General features: G+C 54.6%; 16 protein-coding genes. 8 read left to right on the forward strand and 8 right to left on the reverse strand.

Annotation, left to right across the window (positions count from 1 at the left end; translation table 11 throughout):
* Together HYU99_05765 and HYU99_05770 are read left to right on the forward strand one after the other, a co-directional pair.
* Positions 1 to 436 (forward strand): laccase domain-containing protein (locus tag HYU99_05765; GenBank protein ID MBI2339854.1); only part of this gene is annotated, 436 nt, incomplete at its 5' end.
* Positions 340 to 735: a laccase domain-containing protein gene (locus HYU99_05770; protein MBI2339855.1), complete on the forward strand. Its 396-nt coding sequence runs from the start codon at positions 340 to 342 to the stop codon at positions 733 to 735. The genes HYU99_05765 and HYU99_05770, both read left to right, overlap by 97 nt.
* Here the strand turns inward: HYU99_05770 and HYU99_05775 are convergent.
* The 3 genes from HYU99_05775 to HYU99_05785 all read right to left on the reverse strand — a co-directional run bounded on the left by HYU99_05775 (position 730) and on the right by HYU99_05785 (position 4,891).
* Positions 730 to 2,259: a hypothetical protein gene (locus tag HYU99_05775; protein ID MBI2339856.1), complete on the reverse strand. Its 1,530-nt coding sequence runs from the start codon at positions 2,257 to 2,259 to the stop codon at positions 730 to 732. The genes HYU99_05770 and HYU99_05775 overlap by 6 nt on opposite strands.
* Positions 2,260 to 2,466: 207 nt before the next feature.
* Complete coding sequence (locus HYU99_05780) at positions 2,467 to 3,798, reverse strand: hypothetical protein (GenBank protein MBI2339857.1); 1,332 nt, start codon at positions 3,796 to 3,798, stop codon at positions 2,467 to 2,469.
* Positions 3,799 to 3,880: 82 nt separating this feature from the next.
* Positions 3,881 to 4,891, reverse strand: coding sequence for a hypothetical protein (locus HYU99_05785; protein MBI2339858.1), 1,011 nt, complete (start codon positions 4,889 to 4,891; stop codon positions 3,881 to 3,883).
* A gap of 149 nt (positions 4,892 to 5,040) precedes the next feature.
* Between HYU99_05785 and HYU99_05790 the strand changes: the two genes are divergently transcribed.
* Complete coding sequence (locus HYU99_05790; protein ID MBI2339859.1) at positions 5,041 to 9,432, forward strand: sigma 54-interacting transcriptional regulator; 4,392 nt, start codon at positions 5,041 to 5,043, stop codon at positions 9,430 to 9,432.
* 4 nt (positions 9,433 to 9,436) lie between these two features.
* On the opposite strand, the gene HYU99_05795 is transcribed toward HYU99_05790, so the two are convergent.
* Both HYU99_05795 and HYU99_05800 read right to left on the reverse strand, forming a co-directional pair.
* On the reverse strand, positions 9,437 to 9,826 hold the full coding sequence (locus HYU99_05795) for a PIN domain-containing protein (GenBank protein MBI2339860.1): 390 nt from the start codon (positions 9,824 to 9,826) through the stop codon (positions 9,437 to 9,439).
* Positions 9,816 to 10,022, reverse strand: a complete 207-nt coding sequence (locus HYU99_05800) for a hypothetical protein (GenBank protein MBI2339861.1) — start codon at positions 10,020 to 10,022, stop codon at positions 9,816 to 9,818. The genes HYU99_05795 and HYU99_05800 overlap by 11 nt, the downstream gene beginning before the upstream one ends.
* A 384-nt stretch (positions 10,023 to 10,406) precedes the next feature.
* Here HYU99_05800 and HYU99_05805 point away from each other — a divergent pair, with 384 nt between their 5' ends.
* On the forward strand, positions 10,407 to 10,730 hold the full coding sequence (locus HYU99_05805) for a hypothetical protein (protein ID MBI2339862.1): 324 nt from the start codon (positions 10,407 to 10,409) through the stop codon (positions 10,728 to 10,730).
* On the opposite strand, the gene HYU99_05810 is transcribed toward HYU99_05805, so the two are convergent.
* From HYU99_05810 to HYU99_05820, 3 genes are all read right to left on the reverse strand, one after another.
* Entirely contained in the window at positions 10,707 to 11,129 is a 423-nt protein-coding gene (locus HYU99_05810) for a type II toxin-antitoxin system HicB family antitoxin (GenBank protein MBI2339863.1), read from the reverse strand. The genes HYU99_05805 and HYU99_05810 overlap by 24 nt on opposite strands.
* The gene (locus HYU99_05815) at positions 11,126 to 11,296 is read right to left on the reverse strand and encodes a type II toxin-antitoxin system HicA family toxin (protein MBI2339864.1); all 171 of its coding nucleotides are present in this window, start codon (positions 11,294 to 11,296) and stop codon (positions 11,126 to 11,128) included. The genes HYU99_05810 and HYU99_05815 overlap by 4 nt, the downstream gene beginning before the upstream one ends.
* 68 nt (positions 11,297 to 11,364) lie before the next feature.
* A complete protein-coding gene (locus HYU99_05820) occupies positions 11,365 to 12,789 on the reverse strand; it encodes a TldD/PmbA family protein (GenBank protein MBI2339865.1) in 1,425 nt (474 codons plus the stop codon).
* 69 nt (positions 12,790 to 12,858) lie between these two features.
* On the opposite strand from HYU99_05820, the gene mtnP reads away from it, so the two are divergent.
* The 4 genes from mtnP to HYU99_05840 all read left to right on the forward strand — a co-directional run bounded on the left by mtnP (position 12,859) and on the right by HYU99_05840 (position 16,605).
* On the forward strand, positions 12,859 to 13,722 hold the full coding sequence (gene mtnP, locus HYU99_05825; protein ID MBI2339866.1) for an S-methyl-5'-thioadenosine phosphorylase: 864 nt from the start codon (positions 12,859 to 12,861) through the stop codon (positions 13,720 to 13,722).
* A complete protein-coding gene (locus tag HYU99_05830) occupies positions 13,722 to 14,636 on the forward strand; it encodes a sugar kinase (protein MBI2339867.1) in 915 nt (304 codons plus the stop codon). Before mtnP ends, HYU99_05830 begins: the two co-directional genes overlap by 1 nt.
* 141 nt (positions 14,637 to 14,777) lie before the next feature.
* Positions 14,778 to 15,614, forward strand: a complete 837-nt coding sequence (gene recO, locus HYU99_05835; protein MBI2339868.1) for a DNA repair protein RecO — start codon at positions 14,778 to 14,780, stop codon at positions 15,612 to 15,614.
* Between the two features lie 91 nt (positions 15,615 to 15,705).
* Positions 15,706 to 16,605: a hypothetical protein gene (locus tag HYU99_05840; GenBank protein MBI2339869.1), complete on the forward strand. Its 900-nt coding sequence runs from the start codon at positions 15,706 to 15,708 to the stop codon at positions 16,603 to 16,605.
* The last annotated feature ends 106 nt before the right edge of the window (positions 16,606 to 16,711 follow it).

A 16,711-nucleotide genomic window follows, 5' to 3' on the forward strand; every position in this document is an offset into this window, starting at 1 on the left:
AAAATCGAAAATTCTTTCGAAATTTCCGGAAATCATCCACGGATTCACGACTCGCGAGCTGGGGGCCGATGATACCCGGATTGCGGATGAGTTGAAGATTCCGGTATCTTCTATTGTAACGGTCAAACAGGTGCATTCAAATCAGGTTCTTTTTTTGTCGGACCGATCGGACAGATCCATTGAAGCCGACGCAATCATCACCAATCAAAAAGAAATTTTCATCGCCATCCGCACCGCCGACTGCGTTCCCATCCTGGTTTATGATCCGGAACACCGGGCGGTCGGTGCGATTCACGCCGGCTGGCGGGGGCTTGTGAGCGGCGTGATTGAAAACGCCGTTTGCGAGATGGCGGTCCATTTTGGAACAAAACCACCAAAACTTCTGGCCGCTTTGGGTCCCGCCCTCTGTCCCGGCTGTTTCGCGGTCCGGAGGTAGCGGAGGCATTTCGAAAGAGATTCGGCGATCGGCTAGAGCCTGTTAGCGATCCGTCGAAGGCGGAGAGCGTTACAGGCTCTTGTACCCGGAGGGTGTTGACAATCACGGCGGGAAACGGCGATCGGAGTTTTGTCGATTTGCGAAAGGGGTGCGAAGTGGCGTTGAGCGACAGCGGCTTGAACGAAAAGAATCTTGAATTTCTCCCCTACTGCACCGCCTGTCATCGCGATCTTTTTTATTCCTTTAGAAAAGGGGACACCGACAAACGCCAACTGGCGTTTATCGGGGTTCGTTTATAGTGGGTCAGGCGGCGTTGGCGCCGTAAAACTCATCTCGTCGATATCCAGAAGATCATTTGTCGTCACGCAGGCGACGCCGTCGCAGAACAGGGCCCCATTCGAATCGCAACTGTTGGTCGGGGCGTAGGCGATATTCAACTGGTCGGAAACGGAGACATACACGCCGTCCTCCAGCGTGACGCACTGTCGTTGCACAAGGTCTTGAATCGTCTTGCCGTTAAAAGGGCCCGAACCGGGGCCGGTCCAGTTGCAGATCATCCCGTCGGTGTCGCCGACCGTATCCTCCGCGGCGTCGGGTCCAAAGCCGACGTAGCCGCACCCTCCGGGGGCTCCGTCGGTGCCGCCGGTAGCCAAGATGGAGGCCTTAGCGACCCGCGTATGGCCATCGCAACGCCCGGCCTGCCAAGCCCAGGTCATCTTTCCAAAGCCGGTTTCCGGGTCGGTATTCATGACGGAGTTGACAAAGGTGTCTCCCCATCCGTTGGGATTTATGGCCACGGTTCCGGCGCAGTCGTTGCCCGCCGTGGCGTATTTATTTGTGGGATCGACCTCGCCATTTGCATCAAAAACGTCCGCATCATCCGCCTCGCCGCAAAACATCGCGTGTTTAAAGCGGACCTTCAGCGAACTGGCCGATTCTTTCGCGTAGAGGACCGACGCGGCCGCCGTTCTCGTTCCCGCCCCGCAGTTGGCCATCGCGCCGAAATTATCGCTGGTGACCCGGTGTTGCAGGAGCCCTTCAAAGGTCGAATTCGTGGCGTCAAGCGGGGCATGGGTCAGGCTCATGGCCGTTTCGAATGTGTCCCCCTCGGGGCTTTCAACGGTCCCCGAAATGGATGTCTTATAGGTGCCGGCGGCAACAAGTTGCAGGGTAACCGAATCGGGTGTTATGGGAGCCCGATCCGGAAGGGCCGCGGTGTACTCGTCGGTGAGATCGACACTTTCCCCCACGGTGGCGGGGAGTGCAATGCCGTTCTGGTTTGCCACGCAGAGGATCGATGCGGTCACCCACTGGGCAAAATCGGTCCGCCTCTCGGCCGCCTCGAAGGAGTTATTCACCTTGGTCGCGATGCAGGCCTCATCACCCTCGTATTCCTCCATGATGCCCAGATCGCCGCCGGGGAGAGTCACCGGCAACCCTCCTCCATCGGGATGGGTTCCTGTCAACGCAAGAGGAGGACCATAGCATTCCGGCCTCGTTTCCTCCCCCTTCAGTTCCCCTGAAAAATTAAAGCATCCATCAGGGGTATCGGCCTCGAGGATTTCAGCGATGACCTCCTTTTTTTCCTCGTGGGTCACTGGTGGCGTAAATGCCTCCTGTTTTTTAAGGGCGCTCCCCCCGGAACTGGTGGCGAACGGAGAGGCAAGGGCAAGGTCGGTTGGATAGGCATCACCCAAGGTATTTGTTATTTCATCACCATCATCACCACCGCCGTCGCTTCCTCCTCCTCCTGACGAACCCCCGCAGGCGGACAAGAGGAAAAAAAAGACCGATGAATAAACAAGAATTTTCGAGTGATTCATGACTGATGCCTCCTTATATTAAATTATTATTACAAAAATTAAGTTATTGTACCTCGAAAAAAGGTGCAAAATCGAGGCCAAAATAAGACTGCGGAGCGTTTTTTAAATTTCGTTAAATATCAGTTTGTTATGTCATTCAAAAAGGGAGAAAAGGGGGTCAAACCAGCCAGAGATTTCAATCAAATTGAGAAAAATTATCAAAATGAGTCAAAAAATAGTGGCGGTTTCGTCGCCGGTATTAATGACGATGACCGTTGCCGTCCCCCCCACGTCGCCAATGGCGATTTCGGTGGGGGAAAGGCCAACCTCCTCCGTGGATGTGACCGTATCATCGGTGAGCGAAATCACCGAAACGGTCCGGCCGGCGTTGTTGACGACATAGGCTGTAAGCCCCGTTTCGTTCACGGCAACACCCCGCGGATCATCGCCGACATCAATGGAGACTGCCGAGCCATCGGTCAGTGAAATTCTCAAGGCCAAGTCGGTGGACGAATCGGTCACAAAGGCCTCGGCGCCGATCGAAAAGACAAAAATCCCGCCGGGTGAGGTGATGTCGAGCGGAAAGGCGCCATCTTGCGTGATGGAAGGGACTATTTCGTCGATGATGTGCGTGGTGAGGAGAAAAGAAGAATCGGGCATCAAACTTACCACCCCTGCCATGTCGTCCGTCCCGTCAAAATCGGAGGCAACGAAAAGGGCCGACTCCTGTGCGGTGCCCCCTTCAGTCGCGGAATCGCCGATGGCCGTTGCCGAGTCGGATGCGAGATCGAAAAAGGACAAGGCCGGCGTCGGGTCGGTGTGGGCGATGAGCACATAGTCGCCGGAAGGTCCGGCAGAGAGATCGGAGGAATCGATAATGCCGGTGGTTGATACAACCGAACCGCCGCCGGAAAGCGTGATGTGAATCGCGGTGACGTTTTCGGTATCGAGGATAATGGAATCGCCCGTTGTCGGATCGGTGGCGATCCGGGAGGCGCCGGAGGCGCCGGGCAAATCGATCGTGGACTCATAGGACATATCGGACAAATCAATGAGGTGGATGAATCCATCGACGCCGTCGTTGGCGACAACAAGGGCGGTGCCGGTGTTCGGATCGATGCCCACATCCTGGATGTTCGATGTTGCCGGAAGGGAAGGGGTGTTTGCGGGGACGGTCACATCAGCCGACGCCCCGGCGCCATCGACCGTATAGGTCACTTCGAGTCGATCGCCAACCGCCCCCTCGATTTCTTCCTGAAACGATCCGTCGGCGTTGGAGGTGATGGTGTGCGTCGCATGGGCATGGGCGCTGGGAATCAGCCAGTCGAGCCAAAGATTCGTTACGGCCGAGGGGTTGGTGATGGTCACAGTAGTTCCGCCGTCGGTAAAGCCGGCCTCGGCGGTTACGCGGATAAGTCCGTCACTGTCGGGGCTGGAGGCCGAGAGATGCGAAACCGGCGCCGGGATTTCAGTGGAAGGGGACTCCCCGCCCCCCGAACCGCAGGAGGTGGTTAAAAGCAAAAACGTTCCGAGGATAATTTTTAAAAAAAGTGTTTTCATTTTTTTTCTCATTATATGCACTATGCGGTAATTTCAAAGGAGAAAAGGGGGCGGGATTATCCCGCCCCCTTATCTTTCACGTTTAGAATCCAAGGGCCTGTGCAATCCCTTCGAAGAACCCGCATTCGCAGACATAGCTGACCCACACCTCCGTGGAGTCGGCGGGCCACAGTTCGTTCCCTTCGTCGTCGTGGAACTGGGTCCCGTCCAGCGAATGATCGAAATCGCCATCGTTGCCGCCGCTCACCGTTCCTTCGTTTCCCCACGAGTTGGTCGTGGCGGTCTCGGCATCGGCATCAACGTCGGTGACTGTTTCCACATGGCCGTTCGAATAGGTGTCGTCGCTGTTTCTCTTCCAGAAGTAGAGTTTGATGTCACACTCCTCGTCACTCTTTTCCTCCATCTCGGCGTAATCTTCCGCCGAGCCGTCGAACTTCTTGTTATGGACGCAGTAGCCGAGGTCTTCATAGTAGGACGACTGGCCGGTCATCTCGGAACCGCCGGTGTCATTCTGGCCGATCCCTTCGGCGATGTCGTTCCATTCATCCCGGGTCACCTCGCTGTCCGCGTCGGTGATCCCCAGAATACGGTTGCACATGGCGGTGGCCCAGGTGCCGCATCCGCCGGTCGCTGAACCGACCCAGCTTTCATCCATCTCCGGAAGCGAATCGGTTCCCGCGCCGACGGGGAGGGCGCAACCATATTCATTCGGCTGATCGTTCTCCGCCATGAAATCCGCCACCTCGTCGATGGCGACAAGGGGGGGGATGTCGTCCCCTTCCCAGTCGATGGGGTAATGGCGGGCGGGGTCAAACGCCTTGATGAAGCCCCAGGCCATTTCCATCAGGGCATACATGGAGGGGAACTCTTCGGGATTGACGAAATCGCCGTTGTCCGAAACGAACAGATATTCATCGTTCGCGGAAAAACTGGCGACATCATCAGCCGATGATGTGCCGGTGGAATCCTCTCCTGTTGTCGAACCATCATCGGTGGGTTCGAGGCTCAAGCCTGCGCAACCCGATGACCCAATGACGGCTAAACAGAAGATGGGGACTAACAATGCTTTTTTGATTAATGAGTTTGTCTTCATGACTTTCTCCTTTGGTTGTTGTTTGTGGACCCATGCCCAAGATAAATGCACAAAGCGTGCCAAGTTTATTTTATGCTGTAATTTCAGTCAGTTAAAAAATAGGCACTTGCTTTTTATTAAAATTAGATCTAAAATTAAGACTATAAAATATGCATATTATAAAAATTTTAGATTATGAATTAAGACGATCATTAGGCAAAGGGGCCTTTTCCGAGGTCTTTTTGGGGGAAAAAGGGGATAAGCGCGTTGCTGTTAAATTGATGAAACCGCCGGAAGGGATTTCCGCCGATCTCGTTCTTTCCTCGCTCCGTTACGAATTTTGGGTTCTTAAAGATCTGGCCCATCCAAACATCGTTCACCTGGAGGATTTTGGCGCTCTGCCAGACGGCCGGATTTTTTTGATCGAGGAATTTCTCGACGGGGTTCCGCTGGATGTTTTTTGTCCGGGGCGCCCCTTTTCCGAATACGAACCTGTTTTCATCGGAATTTTAAAGGGGCTTTGCGAGCTGGATCGCTGGCGGATCATCCACGGCGACATCAAGCCGGCGAATATTCTGGTGGATGAGAGAGGCACAGCAAAAATCCTCGATTTCGGTCTGGCAAGGCCGGTCCCGGTTCAAACGGATGCGGCATCTCCTGTTGACCCCGAGCGAGCGAAGCGAGTCGAAGGGGTCAAGCCGCCGTCTCTCTACGGTGGCACCCCCAGCACGATGGCGCCGGAGGTGATTCTTCGCCGGTCCTGCGATCATCGCGCCGATCTTTACAGTCTGGGTGTTGCCTTTTACACCGTACTTGCCGGAAAAAATCCTTTTCTCGGAAAAGACAGCAACGAGACCGTCAACACCCACCTCCACCGGACGCCTGAACTGATCGGTCTTTTAAGAAACGATGTGCCTCCTGTCTGGGCCGACCTCGTTCACCAAATGCTGGCCAAAAATCCCGCCGACCGGCCCGCCTCGGCGTTTAAGGCCTTAAGCCTTGTCCAAAAGTCCGCCTTTGTATTGACACAAACCGCCTTTGTCGGACGGGAAGCGCAATTAAAAGAGACAGTGGGCAAAATCGAAGAGTCTCTCAAAAGAGAAGAAAAAACGGCGCTGGTGGTGAAAGGAAAAGAGGGGATCGGCGTCAGCCGGTTCCTGCGCGAGGTCTTTTATCGACTGATCGCCTTAAGCCCCGCCCGTCGTCATCAGATCTTTCTCGTGGACAGCGATAACTCCCCCCAAGGGGGAGTTATGCTCTATCTGATCGATCGCCAAAAAGCGCCTGCCGGTTATGAAACCATCGAAATCACCCTCGGATCTTTGACGCGGGAGGAGGTGAAAAAGTGGGGGGAGGTGGCTTTGAATCTTTCCGAAATTCCGGAAACATTCCTTGAAAAAGTTTATCGACTCACAGAGGGGCACCCCGCCTCGGTATGGAACCTCCTCTGCCTCCTTTCGGAAAAAAATCTTCTGGCCGATGTAACGGGGCAGGTGACCAGGGCAACTCTGTCCCTCATCGATTGGACTGCCGTCCTCCCGGAAAAAATCTCCTCGGACGGCATCGAGGAGACCTTCGAATGGGTGGCAGGGGAACTTGAAAGAAAGGTGAGGCAAAGAAAGGCCCCCGCAACCGATCCCCTCTGGGAAAAACTGGCCCGGTTGGCCGAGGCGGCTTGCCGCGTGGCGGCCTGCCGGGCCGAAAAGGAGGGGGAGAAGAGGCTCGAAAAACGGGGGCGCCTTTTGGCCTTAAAAGGGGAGTCTGCCATCGATGAAGGAGAATTCGACCGCGCCCATGAGGCCTTAAGCTCCGCGCTGGAGATTTTTCGAAACGATCCCGCGCACGCGGTGGATGAAATCCGCATCCGGAATTTTTTGGCCTACCTTCTTTTAAGACAGGGAAAGGCAAAGGAGGCTGTCGCCTCGTTTGAGGAGTCTCTTCGTAAAATGAAGAGCGGGCTGTCTGTCAAAGAGGCGTCGCTCATCACCAACCTCGATCTCGGCCTGGCCTGTCTTCAGGCGGGCGAATATCAAAAAGCGGTCGAACGCCTCTCGGACGAACTGAAAACAGCTTCTCCGGAAAAGGAAACCGGCATCTATTATAATATGGCCCAGTCGTATGCCGGACTGAATGACACCTCCAACGCGGAAAAGTATTTTCGTCTCTCGATCGGTCAGGCCCGAACGAGGGGCGATCCGGCCTTTATTTTGAGAGGCCTGAACGGACTGGGGAATCTCCTCCGCAATACCGACCGGTGGGAAGAGGCCAAAATCCATTACGGCGAGGCCCTCGAAGTGGCGCTGGCTATCGGCGATTACACCTCCTCCGCCGCCATCTGCCAGAACCGGGGCGTTCTGGCTTCCAAACATGATTTAAACGACCCGGCTATCCACGACCTGGAAGACTCGCTTGAATTTGCCGCCAAAATACCGGCGCACTACGCCTTCGAAAAAAATCTGGTCTGCCGGTCTTACGTGGAGCTGGGTGAAATTTACGGCAAGCGCCGCGAATGGGAGAGGGCCCGCGATTATCTGAATCGCGCCGGACACATGGCGGAGGAGGACGCGGATATCAAAAATTTCCGTTTCTGGGTCCTTTTGGCCCGTTGCCGTGCCGGACAGGGGATGAAGGATGAGACGGCCTATGCGCGGGACCTTTCCAAACTCAACTACTATGCCGACGATCCGGTGAAAAAAGAGGCGCTTGAAGAACTGAAAAAAAGGTACAAATCCGACATCGGCGATCAGACCCGAAAAGAAGCGATCATTGTCGGCCCGTCCGGTTCCCAGGCGGAACTCGAAGCCATCCTGAAAATCAACCGCGATCTGGCCGGCGATATGCCTTTGGACGAACTTCTGCGCCGGATTTTGGGGCATGCCCTTTCACTCTCCGGGGCGGAACTGGGGGTGATTTTACGGAAGAACGACAAGGGAGAACTTTGTCCCGCCTTAAGCCTGAATGCCGAACTCGATTCGGCGTTGGCCGAGGTATCGCAATCGGTCGCGAATAAGGCGCTCGAATCGGGGCGGACGGTCATAAGCGTGGATGCCTCGCGGGACGTTTTGTTCAGCCAGTCCGAATCGGTTGCGGTGCTTCGCCTGAAATCGATCCTCGGCTCACCCATCGTCTTTCGCGGAAAGATACTGGGGGTTCTCTATCTGTCTCACACCGTGAGGGTGGGGGCCTTCGACGAAAAAATCGTCCGGACCATCGATGCCTTTGCCGATCAGGCGGGGCTGGCGCTGACGAATCATGAACTGCTGGAATTCCATCGGCGCGCCAATGAAAAACTCAAGGCCGACCTGGATCTGTCGCAGTTCGATCTTCAGCGGGCGCGCGAGCGGATCCGAAGCCTCCCGGACGAAATGCAATTTGTTTTGACCGGCGGGCCGATTCTGACCCGGTCGCCGGTGATCAGAGAACTGCTCAAATCGCTGGACCGGCTGGCGGAATCGGTCCTGCCGGTTATCATTGCCGGGGAAACTGGGACCGGCAAGGAACTGCTCGCCCGTTACCTCCACGAATCGTCTCCGCGCAAACAAAAACCGTTTGTGGCCATTAATTGCGGGGCGCTTCCGGCAAATCTGATCGAGAGCGAACTGTTTGGCCATGTGAAAGGGGCCTTCACGGGGGCGGACAGGGACAAGGTGGGGTTGATCGAGACAGCCAATGGCGGGACGTTGTTCCTCGACGAAATCGCCGATCTGCCGCTTGATCTTCAGGTCAGACTTCTGCGTGTTTTGCAGGAGCGGGAGGTCCTGCGCATCGGCGATCGATCGGGGCGGCCGGTGGATATCCGGGTTGTTTCCGCCTCGCACAGAAATTTGCGTGAGGCGATGGAGGCAAAAAAATTCCGCGAGGATCTCTATTATCGTCTGGCGGGGTTTGAGGCGACCCTCCCCGCGCTTCGCGACCGGCCGGAGGACATTCCCCTTTTGGCCGAACATTTTTTAAAGGAATACCGCCGGGAGACGAAGCGCAAAAAACCGGAGCGGATCGGCGGCCGGCTCATGAAAACGCTGGAAGATTACGCCTGGCCGGGGAATGTCAGGGAATTGAAGAATTTCATCGCCTCTTCGGCAGTGCTTTGCGAAAGAACGGTTCTTAATGCCGATTCGATTCCGAAATATTTACACGATCGACTCCAGAAACCCCCTCTCCCTGGAGGGGAGAGGTCCGCCACACGGACGTGCGGCGGAGGGGTGAGGGTGGCATCTGGCTCTCCAATGATCGGCTGGTACCGCCCCGGCCTCTCTTGGGCCGACCACGAACGTCTTGTCTTTGCCAGCGCACTGGCGGCTCTTGACTTCGATGTCCCGCGCGCCGCCTTGAGTCTGGGCATCAGTGTAGCCACCGCCTATAAATGGATGCGCGAAAACCGTTTTCGCGAGACGGCCGACGAAGGACAAAAAAAAGTTCTCATGTATATGGAAGGAACGCGCCTTGTCCAAATTCGCAAAAATGTTTTTTCCCAAATCGCCAAAAAATATCCACGTCAGCCCTATAAAGCCGCGCGGGAACTAAACGTGGCGCCGATGACGTTTTATAAGTGGACAAAATAATCCCTTACTTGAGTAAAATCACTTCAAAAGGCTTCACTTGGGCAATATGTCTGAAATGTTTGTCATGCGTCACGAGCGTTTTTTGATTCTCGAGGACGCACTGGGCGATGTACAGATCGGTCAGGGGAGGGGTAAAACCCCTGCGCCCTGTATTGAAGGCAAGCTCGGCCACCGATTCCCACTTTGTCGAGAGCTGTAGGAAAACGGAAAACCCGTCTTTCAATTTTAAAAAATCCTTGCGCGTTTTTGCGCCCCGCAGAAGTTCGGCCACGATCAGGTCAACGAGACAGACCTGATTTTTTTCAATGAGGGGAAGGACGCGTTCCAGCACGGCGGGATTTTTTCGCTCAATTTCAATCCAGACGGATGAATCGAGCACGTATTTATCTTTCATGACGCCTTAAGCGGAGCGGATTAAAGCTTTTTTTGAAGGAGACGGAATCCAAAACGCGGGTGATTCGCCGCTGGCGGGCGTCCCTTAAAAAATAAACCAGGGCCTTTTGAACCGCTTTCTGGCCGGTTTTTTCGCCGGTGAATTTTTTGACCTCAGCGACCGCCGTGGAGGGGAGTTTGATATTCGCCGTGGGCACGATTTAAAAAGTACCGCAATCAGGTGTAATTTGTCAACGTAATTTTACACAACATTGGTGTGGTAATCGGCTCTTGGCTTACGGGCCGTCGTGACCGAAGTCAGCGGCGTCTTGCTTTCGTCGAAGCACAACTCAAAAACTTTTACTCCCCTATGCTGGGATTACGAAACGAAATTCGAATGCGTGGTGAATTGCGAGAGCGAATTCGCGGAGCGGCAACCACTGTCTGGAGGGACCTTTGCCAAGACCGCCAAATTAGCACCGAAGCTCTTGATAAACCGGATGCGCCCGTGAGACCGAGTTCACGAAACTAACACGTCATTGACGAATGTGTTGAGCTTCGTCTCGAAAGGCGCGACGGGTTGGCGAAGGTTGTGACCATAGATGCTGTCAACGATCCAGCCCGGATCGAGCGGCAGTCCGGTGTTAAACAAAAAGGGCGAAGTGGTTGGCGTGGTCTCGATGAAGCTCTCCGACATGGCAATGGCGGAGGCAACAGGGCAGTTGGGCCAGAACGTCAATTTCGCTGTCAATGGCCAGACCCTGAAGTCGTTCCTCGATACCCATCAGGTGTCTTATCGCAACGGCGGCGGATTTTTCTCGCGGAACAAGGGCACGGCCGATCTGGCGGACGAGGCGCGCCAGTGGACGCTGGGGTTAAGTGCTGGAAGTAGTGAAATACCGTTACGCGGCAAGATTAAGGTTTAACGTGGGGTAAATATGTCGAAGCCTGATAAGGGTTTTCCACTGCGGGTTCGCGGTCTTCGAATGCTCCAGCTTTTGATAGCTGTAGAGAGGAACTCCGAGCTTTTTTGCGACTGTCTTCTGGGTCCATTTATGTTTTAAGCGCTCAACCCGCAAGAGTGCCGCCAAGGCAATCTGGGGATCGGCTTCTATTTCGATTGTATTTCTTCCTTGAAGTCCCCGTTTGGGCAGGTTGAATATCACTTTTGAATCCACCGGTTCATCGAGGTACAGATCGAGCGCCTCCTTGAGGTTCCCGGTCAGTTCATCGAGGCTTTGGCCCTGACTCACGCATCCCTTTAACTCGACACACTCTCCCCAATAGCCCCTTTTCTCCTTATGGATTTTAAAATGGTATTTCATTGTTTCCCTTTCCCGATTCCAAGCCTTTTCAAGAGCTTTCTCTCCAGCCCCTTTTTGAGCTCCGAATGCAGAGGTATCGTCTCCCTTTCATTTCCTTTGCCCATCTGGACATGGCTCCCTTTTTGCCGCAGAAGGGTCCATCCATGCCGTTCGTACAGCCGCATCATCTCCTTTCCGCTCAAGGACATCCGCAACCCCCACTATATACCAACTATAGTTGGTATTTCAATAACATTTATTCCGACACAATCCCCCCCACAACCAGTTCGGGAATTCTAATCGTCGGGATGGCGTCGGCCACCGGCGCCCCCTGGTTGTCCTTGCCGCAGGTGCCGATGGAAAAACCGAGATCGTTTCCCACCCTGTCGATGATCTTCAAAACCTCCGGCCCGTTTCCGGTGAGGGTCGCCCCCCGAACCGGCTCGCCGATTTTTCCATGCTCAATCCGGTAACCCTCGCTTACCTCAAACATGAAGTCGCCGTTCACCGTGTTCACCTGCCCGCCCCCCATCATTTTTACGAAAAGTCCTTTGTCAACGGAACGGATGATCGCATCGGGATCGTCTTTGCCGGGCGCGATCATCGTGTTGGTCATCCGAACGATCGGTTTGTGCTCATACGATTCGCGCCGCCCGTGGCCGTTTGAGACAGCAGGGCCCCCGCCAATGGCGGGGCCACCGGCCTTTGAGTTCATCTTCATGGCGGTTAAGCGGTCGTACATATAAGTTTTTAAGACGCCGTTTTCCACCAGTACCGCCTTTTGCGCCGGTGTCCCTTCGTCGTCAAAGGCATACGATCCACGCCTGGCGGGATATGTCGGATCATCCCAGACGGTCACCTTGGGAGATCCAATAGTCCGGCCGATTTTTCCCTCATAGACCGACATCCCTTCACAAACGAGATCCCCCTCCAAGCCGTGACCGACCGCCTCATGCACCATCGTCCCTCCCGCCTCGGACGAAATCACCACCGGCATGGCGCCCCCGGCGGCGCGGGCCGCGGTTAGATTAATGAGGGCGCGATGAACCGCCTTTCGGACGGTGTTTTCAACATCCGGTCCAGTGAAAACCTCGTAGCCGATATGACCGCCGATGGCATGATAGCCGGTGTGATAGCTTTTTCCATCAGAGGCGGTCACCGACACCCCCAGTACCGTCAATGTCGTTGACATATCGACCAGATCGTTCTCCGAATTGGCGATTTCCACATGACGAGTCGTATCCGAATAACGGACGGAGACCTGGACAATCCGTTTATCCAGCGACCAGGCTAACCCTTCAGCCTTTCGGATCATCAACACCTTGTCCGCCGTCGAGACGGTTGCGGGATCTGTTTGAATGGGGAAATGAAGCAGGGGATTTTTCTTTTTCAGATCGATGTCACGGCCAAACCGCCCCCCCTTCATCGAACCGGCGATCTCCGAGGCGAGGTTCAAAAGAGAGGAGGGGGTCAGTTCATTGGTGAATCCGTAAGCAGTCCTCAAGTCGGCAATCAGCCGCAGTCCCGCCCCGTTGTCCACTCCCGAAATGACGCTCTCGATTTTTTTGTCTTCACAAAGAATTTTTGTGGAGCGGGTCTTTTCGGCGTAGATTTCGGCAAATTCCCCCCCCTTCGAGAGAAGTTTTTTGAGAATTTCCGGGGACGGCAGTCGTTCGAGCATGGGGGTAATCTAGATAAGAAGAAAAAACATTGCAAATGAAATGGCAATTATTTATGAGAAGTCCCCTTGATGACAACGGAAGCGTCCATCGGCATTATCGGCGGGAGCGGGCTTTATTCGATGGCCGATTTTCGGCTGAAAAAAAAGATTTCCCTCAAAACCCCGTTTGGGAAACCATCCGACTCTTTCCTTCTGGGTGAACTCGAGGGGAAAGAGGCGATCTTTCTGGCCCGACACGGCGTCGGCCACCGCCACACCCCTTCCGAGGTAAACTTCCGCGCCAACATCTGGGGAATGAAAAAACTTGGCGTCGGGGCGATTCTCTCCGTTTCGGCGGTGGGGTCGCTTAAAAAAGAGATCGAGCCGGGGCATATGGTGGTGATCGACCAGTTTTTCGACCGGACGCGCGGGCGCCCTTCCACTTTTTTTGAAAGAGGAATTGTGGCGCATGTCAGTTTTGCAAATCCGGTCTGCGAAAGTCTGCGGCGGCAGTTGATTGCCGCCTCCCGAGCCTCCGGCGTGGTCATGCACGAAAGGGGAACCTATGTCTGCATGGAAGGGCCGATGTTTTCCACCAAAGCGGAATCGCATTTCTACCGGAGCTGTGGCGCCGATGTGATCGGCATGACCAACCTCACCGAGGCAAAACTTGCGCGCGAGGCGGAAATCTGCTACGCCACACTGGCCCTTTCCACCGACTACGACTGTTGGCACGAAAGCCGGGAGCCGGTCACGGCCGACGAGGTGATCGCCGTGCTGAATCAAAATGCGCTGACGGCGCAAAAGATCCTCAAACGGACCGTAGGCCGCCTTGAAAAGACCGAAGGGTGCGCCTGTCGGAATGCCCTTCGGCACGCGATTGTCACCGACTTAAAAAAAATCCCGCCGGCGACAAAGGCCCGTTTGAAATTGATTATCGGGAGGTATTTATAATGTCTATATTGGTCACCGGCTCTGTCGCTCTCGACACGGTTACAACCCCTTTCGGCACGATCAACGAAGGGTTGGGAGGTTCGGCCGTTCATTTTGCCGTTTCGGCTTCTTATTACACCGACGTCCATCTGGTGGCGGTGGTGGGGGAGGATTTTCCGGACGAGCATTTGAGGTTTTTAAGATCAAAAAAAATCGACATCGAGGGGATTGAAAGGGCCCCCGGGAAGACGTTCCGCTGGACCGGAAAGTACGACTACGATTTGAACAACGCCCAAACACTCAAAACCGACCTGAATGTCTTTGAAAAATTCACCCCCAAAATTCCCTTGGCCTGGCGCAACATCGAATATGTCTTTCTGGCCAATATCGACCCCGATCTCCAAAGGCAGGTGATTGAACAGGTCAATAAACCGAAGGTCATCGCCTGCGACACGATGAATTTCTGGATTCAGGGGAAGCGCGATTCGCTCATCAGGACCATCGGGAAGGTCGATATCCTGACCATCAACGAAGGGGAGGCGCGGCTTTTGGCGGGGGAGTCGAATCTCGTCCGTGCCGCCCGAAAAATCCACGTCCTGGGGCCGAAGATTATCGTCATCAAACAGGGGGAATATGGCGCCCTGCTCCTTCACGATGAACATGTCTTTTCGGCGCCGGCCCTGCCGCTTGAGGATATCAAAGACCCCACCGGTGCAGGGGACAGCTTTGCCGGCGGTTTTATGGGCTATCTGGCGAAGACGGGGGATCTTTCACTGCCGGGTTTGAGAAAGGCGGTGATTGTGGGGAGTACGATGGCGTCGTTTAATGTGGAGGCCTTCAGTTGCGACCGTTTGCGGAGGTTGACAATGGATGAGATCCGCCACCGGTACAAGTTGTTCAAGCAGATGTCGCATTTTGACGAAATTGAGCTATGATGATAACCGTTCGCAAACAAAGAAAAGTCCCTTTGTCTTCGCAATTTTCGTAAGCCGCTTAAGAGGTGGATTGTCTTGTCGGCGGATGTGGCTGGCGGGAACGAAAATTGCTTCGCCAAAAGGACTTCTCTTTGTTTGTATATGCTTCATAAAACCACCGCCATTATTCTTAAAAAAATTCCCTATTCCGAATCGGATCTGATTGTCTGGTGGCTGACCACGGAGGGGAAAAAACAGAAGGGGTTCGCCCCCGCGGGGAGGATCTCGCGAAAGCGGTTTGCCGGCGCACTCGACCTTTTCAACCGGGTGGAGCTCGTCTATTCCGAACGAAAAGGGGATGAGCTTTTTTTTCTCAAAAGCGCGGCTCTGGATAAAGGGATGGAAGGGGTCAGGGACGATCTCTCCAAATTCGCGGTTGCCTGCTATTTTGCCGAGATGATTCTGGAGTTTTTGCAGGAACGGCAGGCGCTTCCGGATGTCTACCGCATGTTCGATCGTTTCCTTCAGGCCATCGACGGGGCCGGGGCGCTTTCGACTCCTCTTATCCCGCTGATGGAACACCAATTGCTGACCCTTTTCGGCTTTCAGCCTTCGCTTTCGGCCTGCGGCCTCTGCCGGCGGAAAATTTCGCCCGATCTTCAGTATTTTTTCGATGGCCGGCAGGGGAGCGTTGTCTGCTCACGCTGTTCCGAAAATTTGTCCGTTCCGGGCCCTGGAAGGGCTCCCAGCCCTGGGAGGGCTCCCAGCCCGGGGAGGGCGCCCACCGATTCGCACCCTTTAAGCTATGAGGCCATCTCCGGTCTTCTCGCCTCCGTCGAACATGACCCCTCGAAATGGCTCTCCAAAGGGTGGGAGCCCTCCCAGGGCTGGAAGACCGATCATGTCGCCCAGACGCGCCGGGCCTTTGAATATTTCATCCAATACACGGCGGGAAAACCGTTCAAGTCACTCCGGTTTCTCTCACAGATTCTTTCATGAAATCCCTCCATGACGCGCCGCGTAGAGGCCGATGTGCGGAGACCACAAAAAATTTGACAGCCCATTAAAATGCGTTTAAGTGAGTCCATTCATGCGACGTCTATTCATCATCCCTTTTCTCTTTCTCCTTCCTTCCTGCACCCCCAAACAGATCGCCTCCGACATCACCGCCCAGATTTTCAAGGGGGGGGCGCCGGCGTTTGAGATGGAATCGGACGTGGAGCTTGCCGAAAACACCGGTCTGACGATGATCAAGATGCTGGAGGCATTCCAGTACGACAACCCCAAAAACAAAACGTATCTGGTCCTGTTGTCCCGTTCTTACGCCAACTACACATTCGGTTTTCTGGAGTGGAACATGCTCAAGTACAAGGGGGTGGACGAGGCGAAGAGGGCGCAAAGCGAGGAACGGGCCAAAGCGTTTTACCTCAAGGGAAAGGATTTCGGCCTCCGCGTCTTGAACCGGAACGGCGCGTTCGAGAGCGCCCTGACCAGGGACCTCGATACCTTTAAAAAATCGCTCCGCTCCTTCGGACGCGGTTCGATTCCCGCCCTTTTCTGGACCGCCTTCAACTGGGGGAGCTGGATCAACCTGAACAAGGATTCGCCCGCGGCGATCGCCGAGTTTCCCAAAGTGGAAGCCATCATGCAACGGGTGTTGGATCTCGATGAAAACTATTTCTACGCCGGGCCGCATCTCTTTTTCGGTTTTTCGTTCGGATCGCGTCCCGCCATGTTCGGCGGGAACCCCGAAAAATCCAAAGGGCATTTCGAGAAAGCGGCCATCGCCTATAAAAGGAAATTTCTTTTGAGCCTGGTGACGTATGCGCAATCCTATGCCGTGCAGAACCAGGACAAGGCGCTGTTCGAAAGTTTGCTGAATGAAGTGCTGGCCACACCGGCGGACAGTTTGCCGGAACAACGTCTGGCCAACGAACTGGCCAAGTTGAGGGCGCGGTGGTTTTTGGACCATTCGGCGACAATGTTTTAGTTTGAGGGACATGGTGAACTGTGTTGAACCATGTTCGAATTGTTCATTCAAAACCAAAAGGGAGAAAACCATGAAATCAGGAATGAGATCGCTCATGTTGTCTTTG

Source organism: Deltaproteobacteria bacterium, assembly GCA_016183175.1.
Lineage (GTDB): Bacteria > UBA10199 > UBA10199 > UBA10199 > SBBF01 > JACPFC01.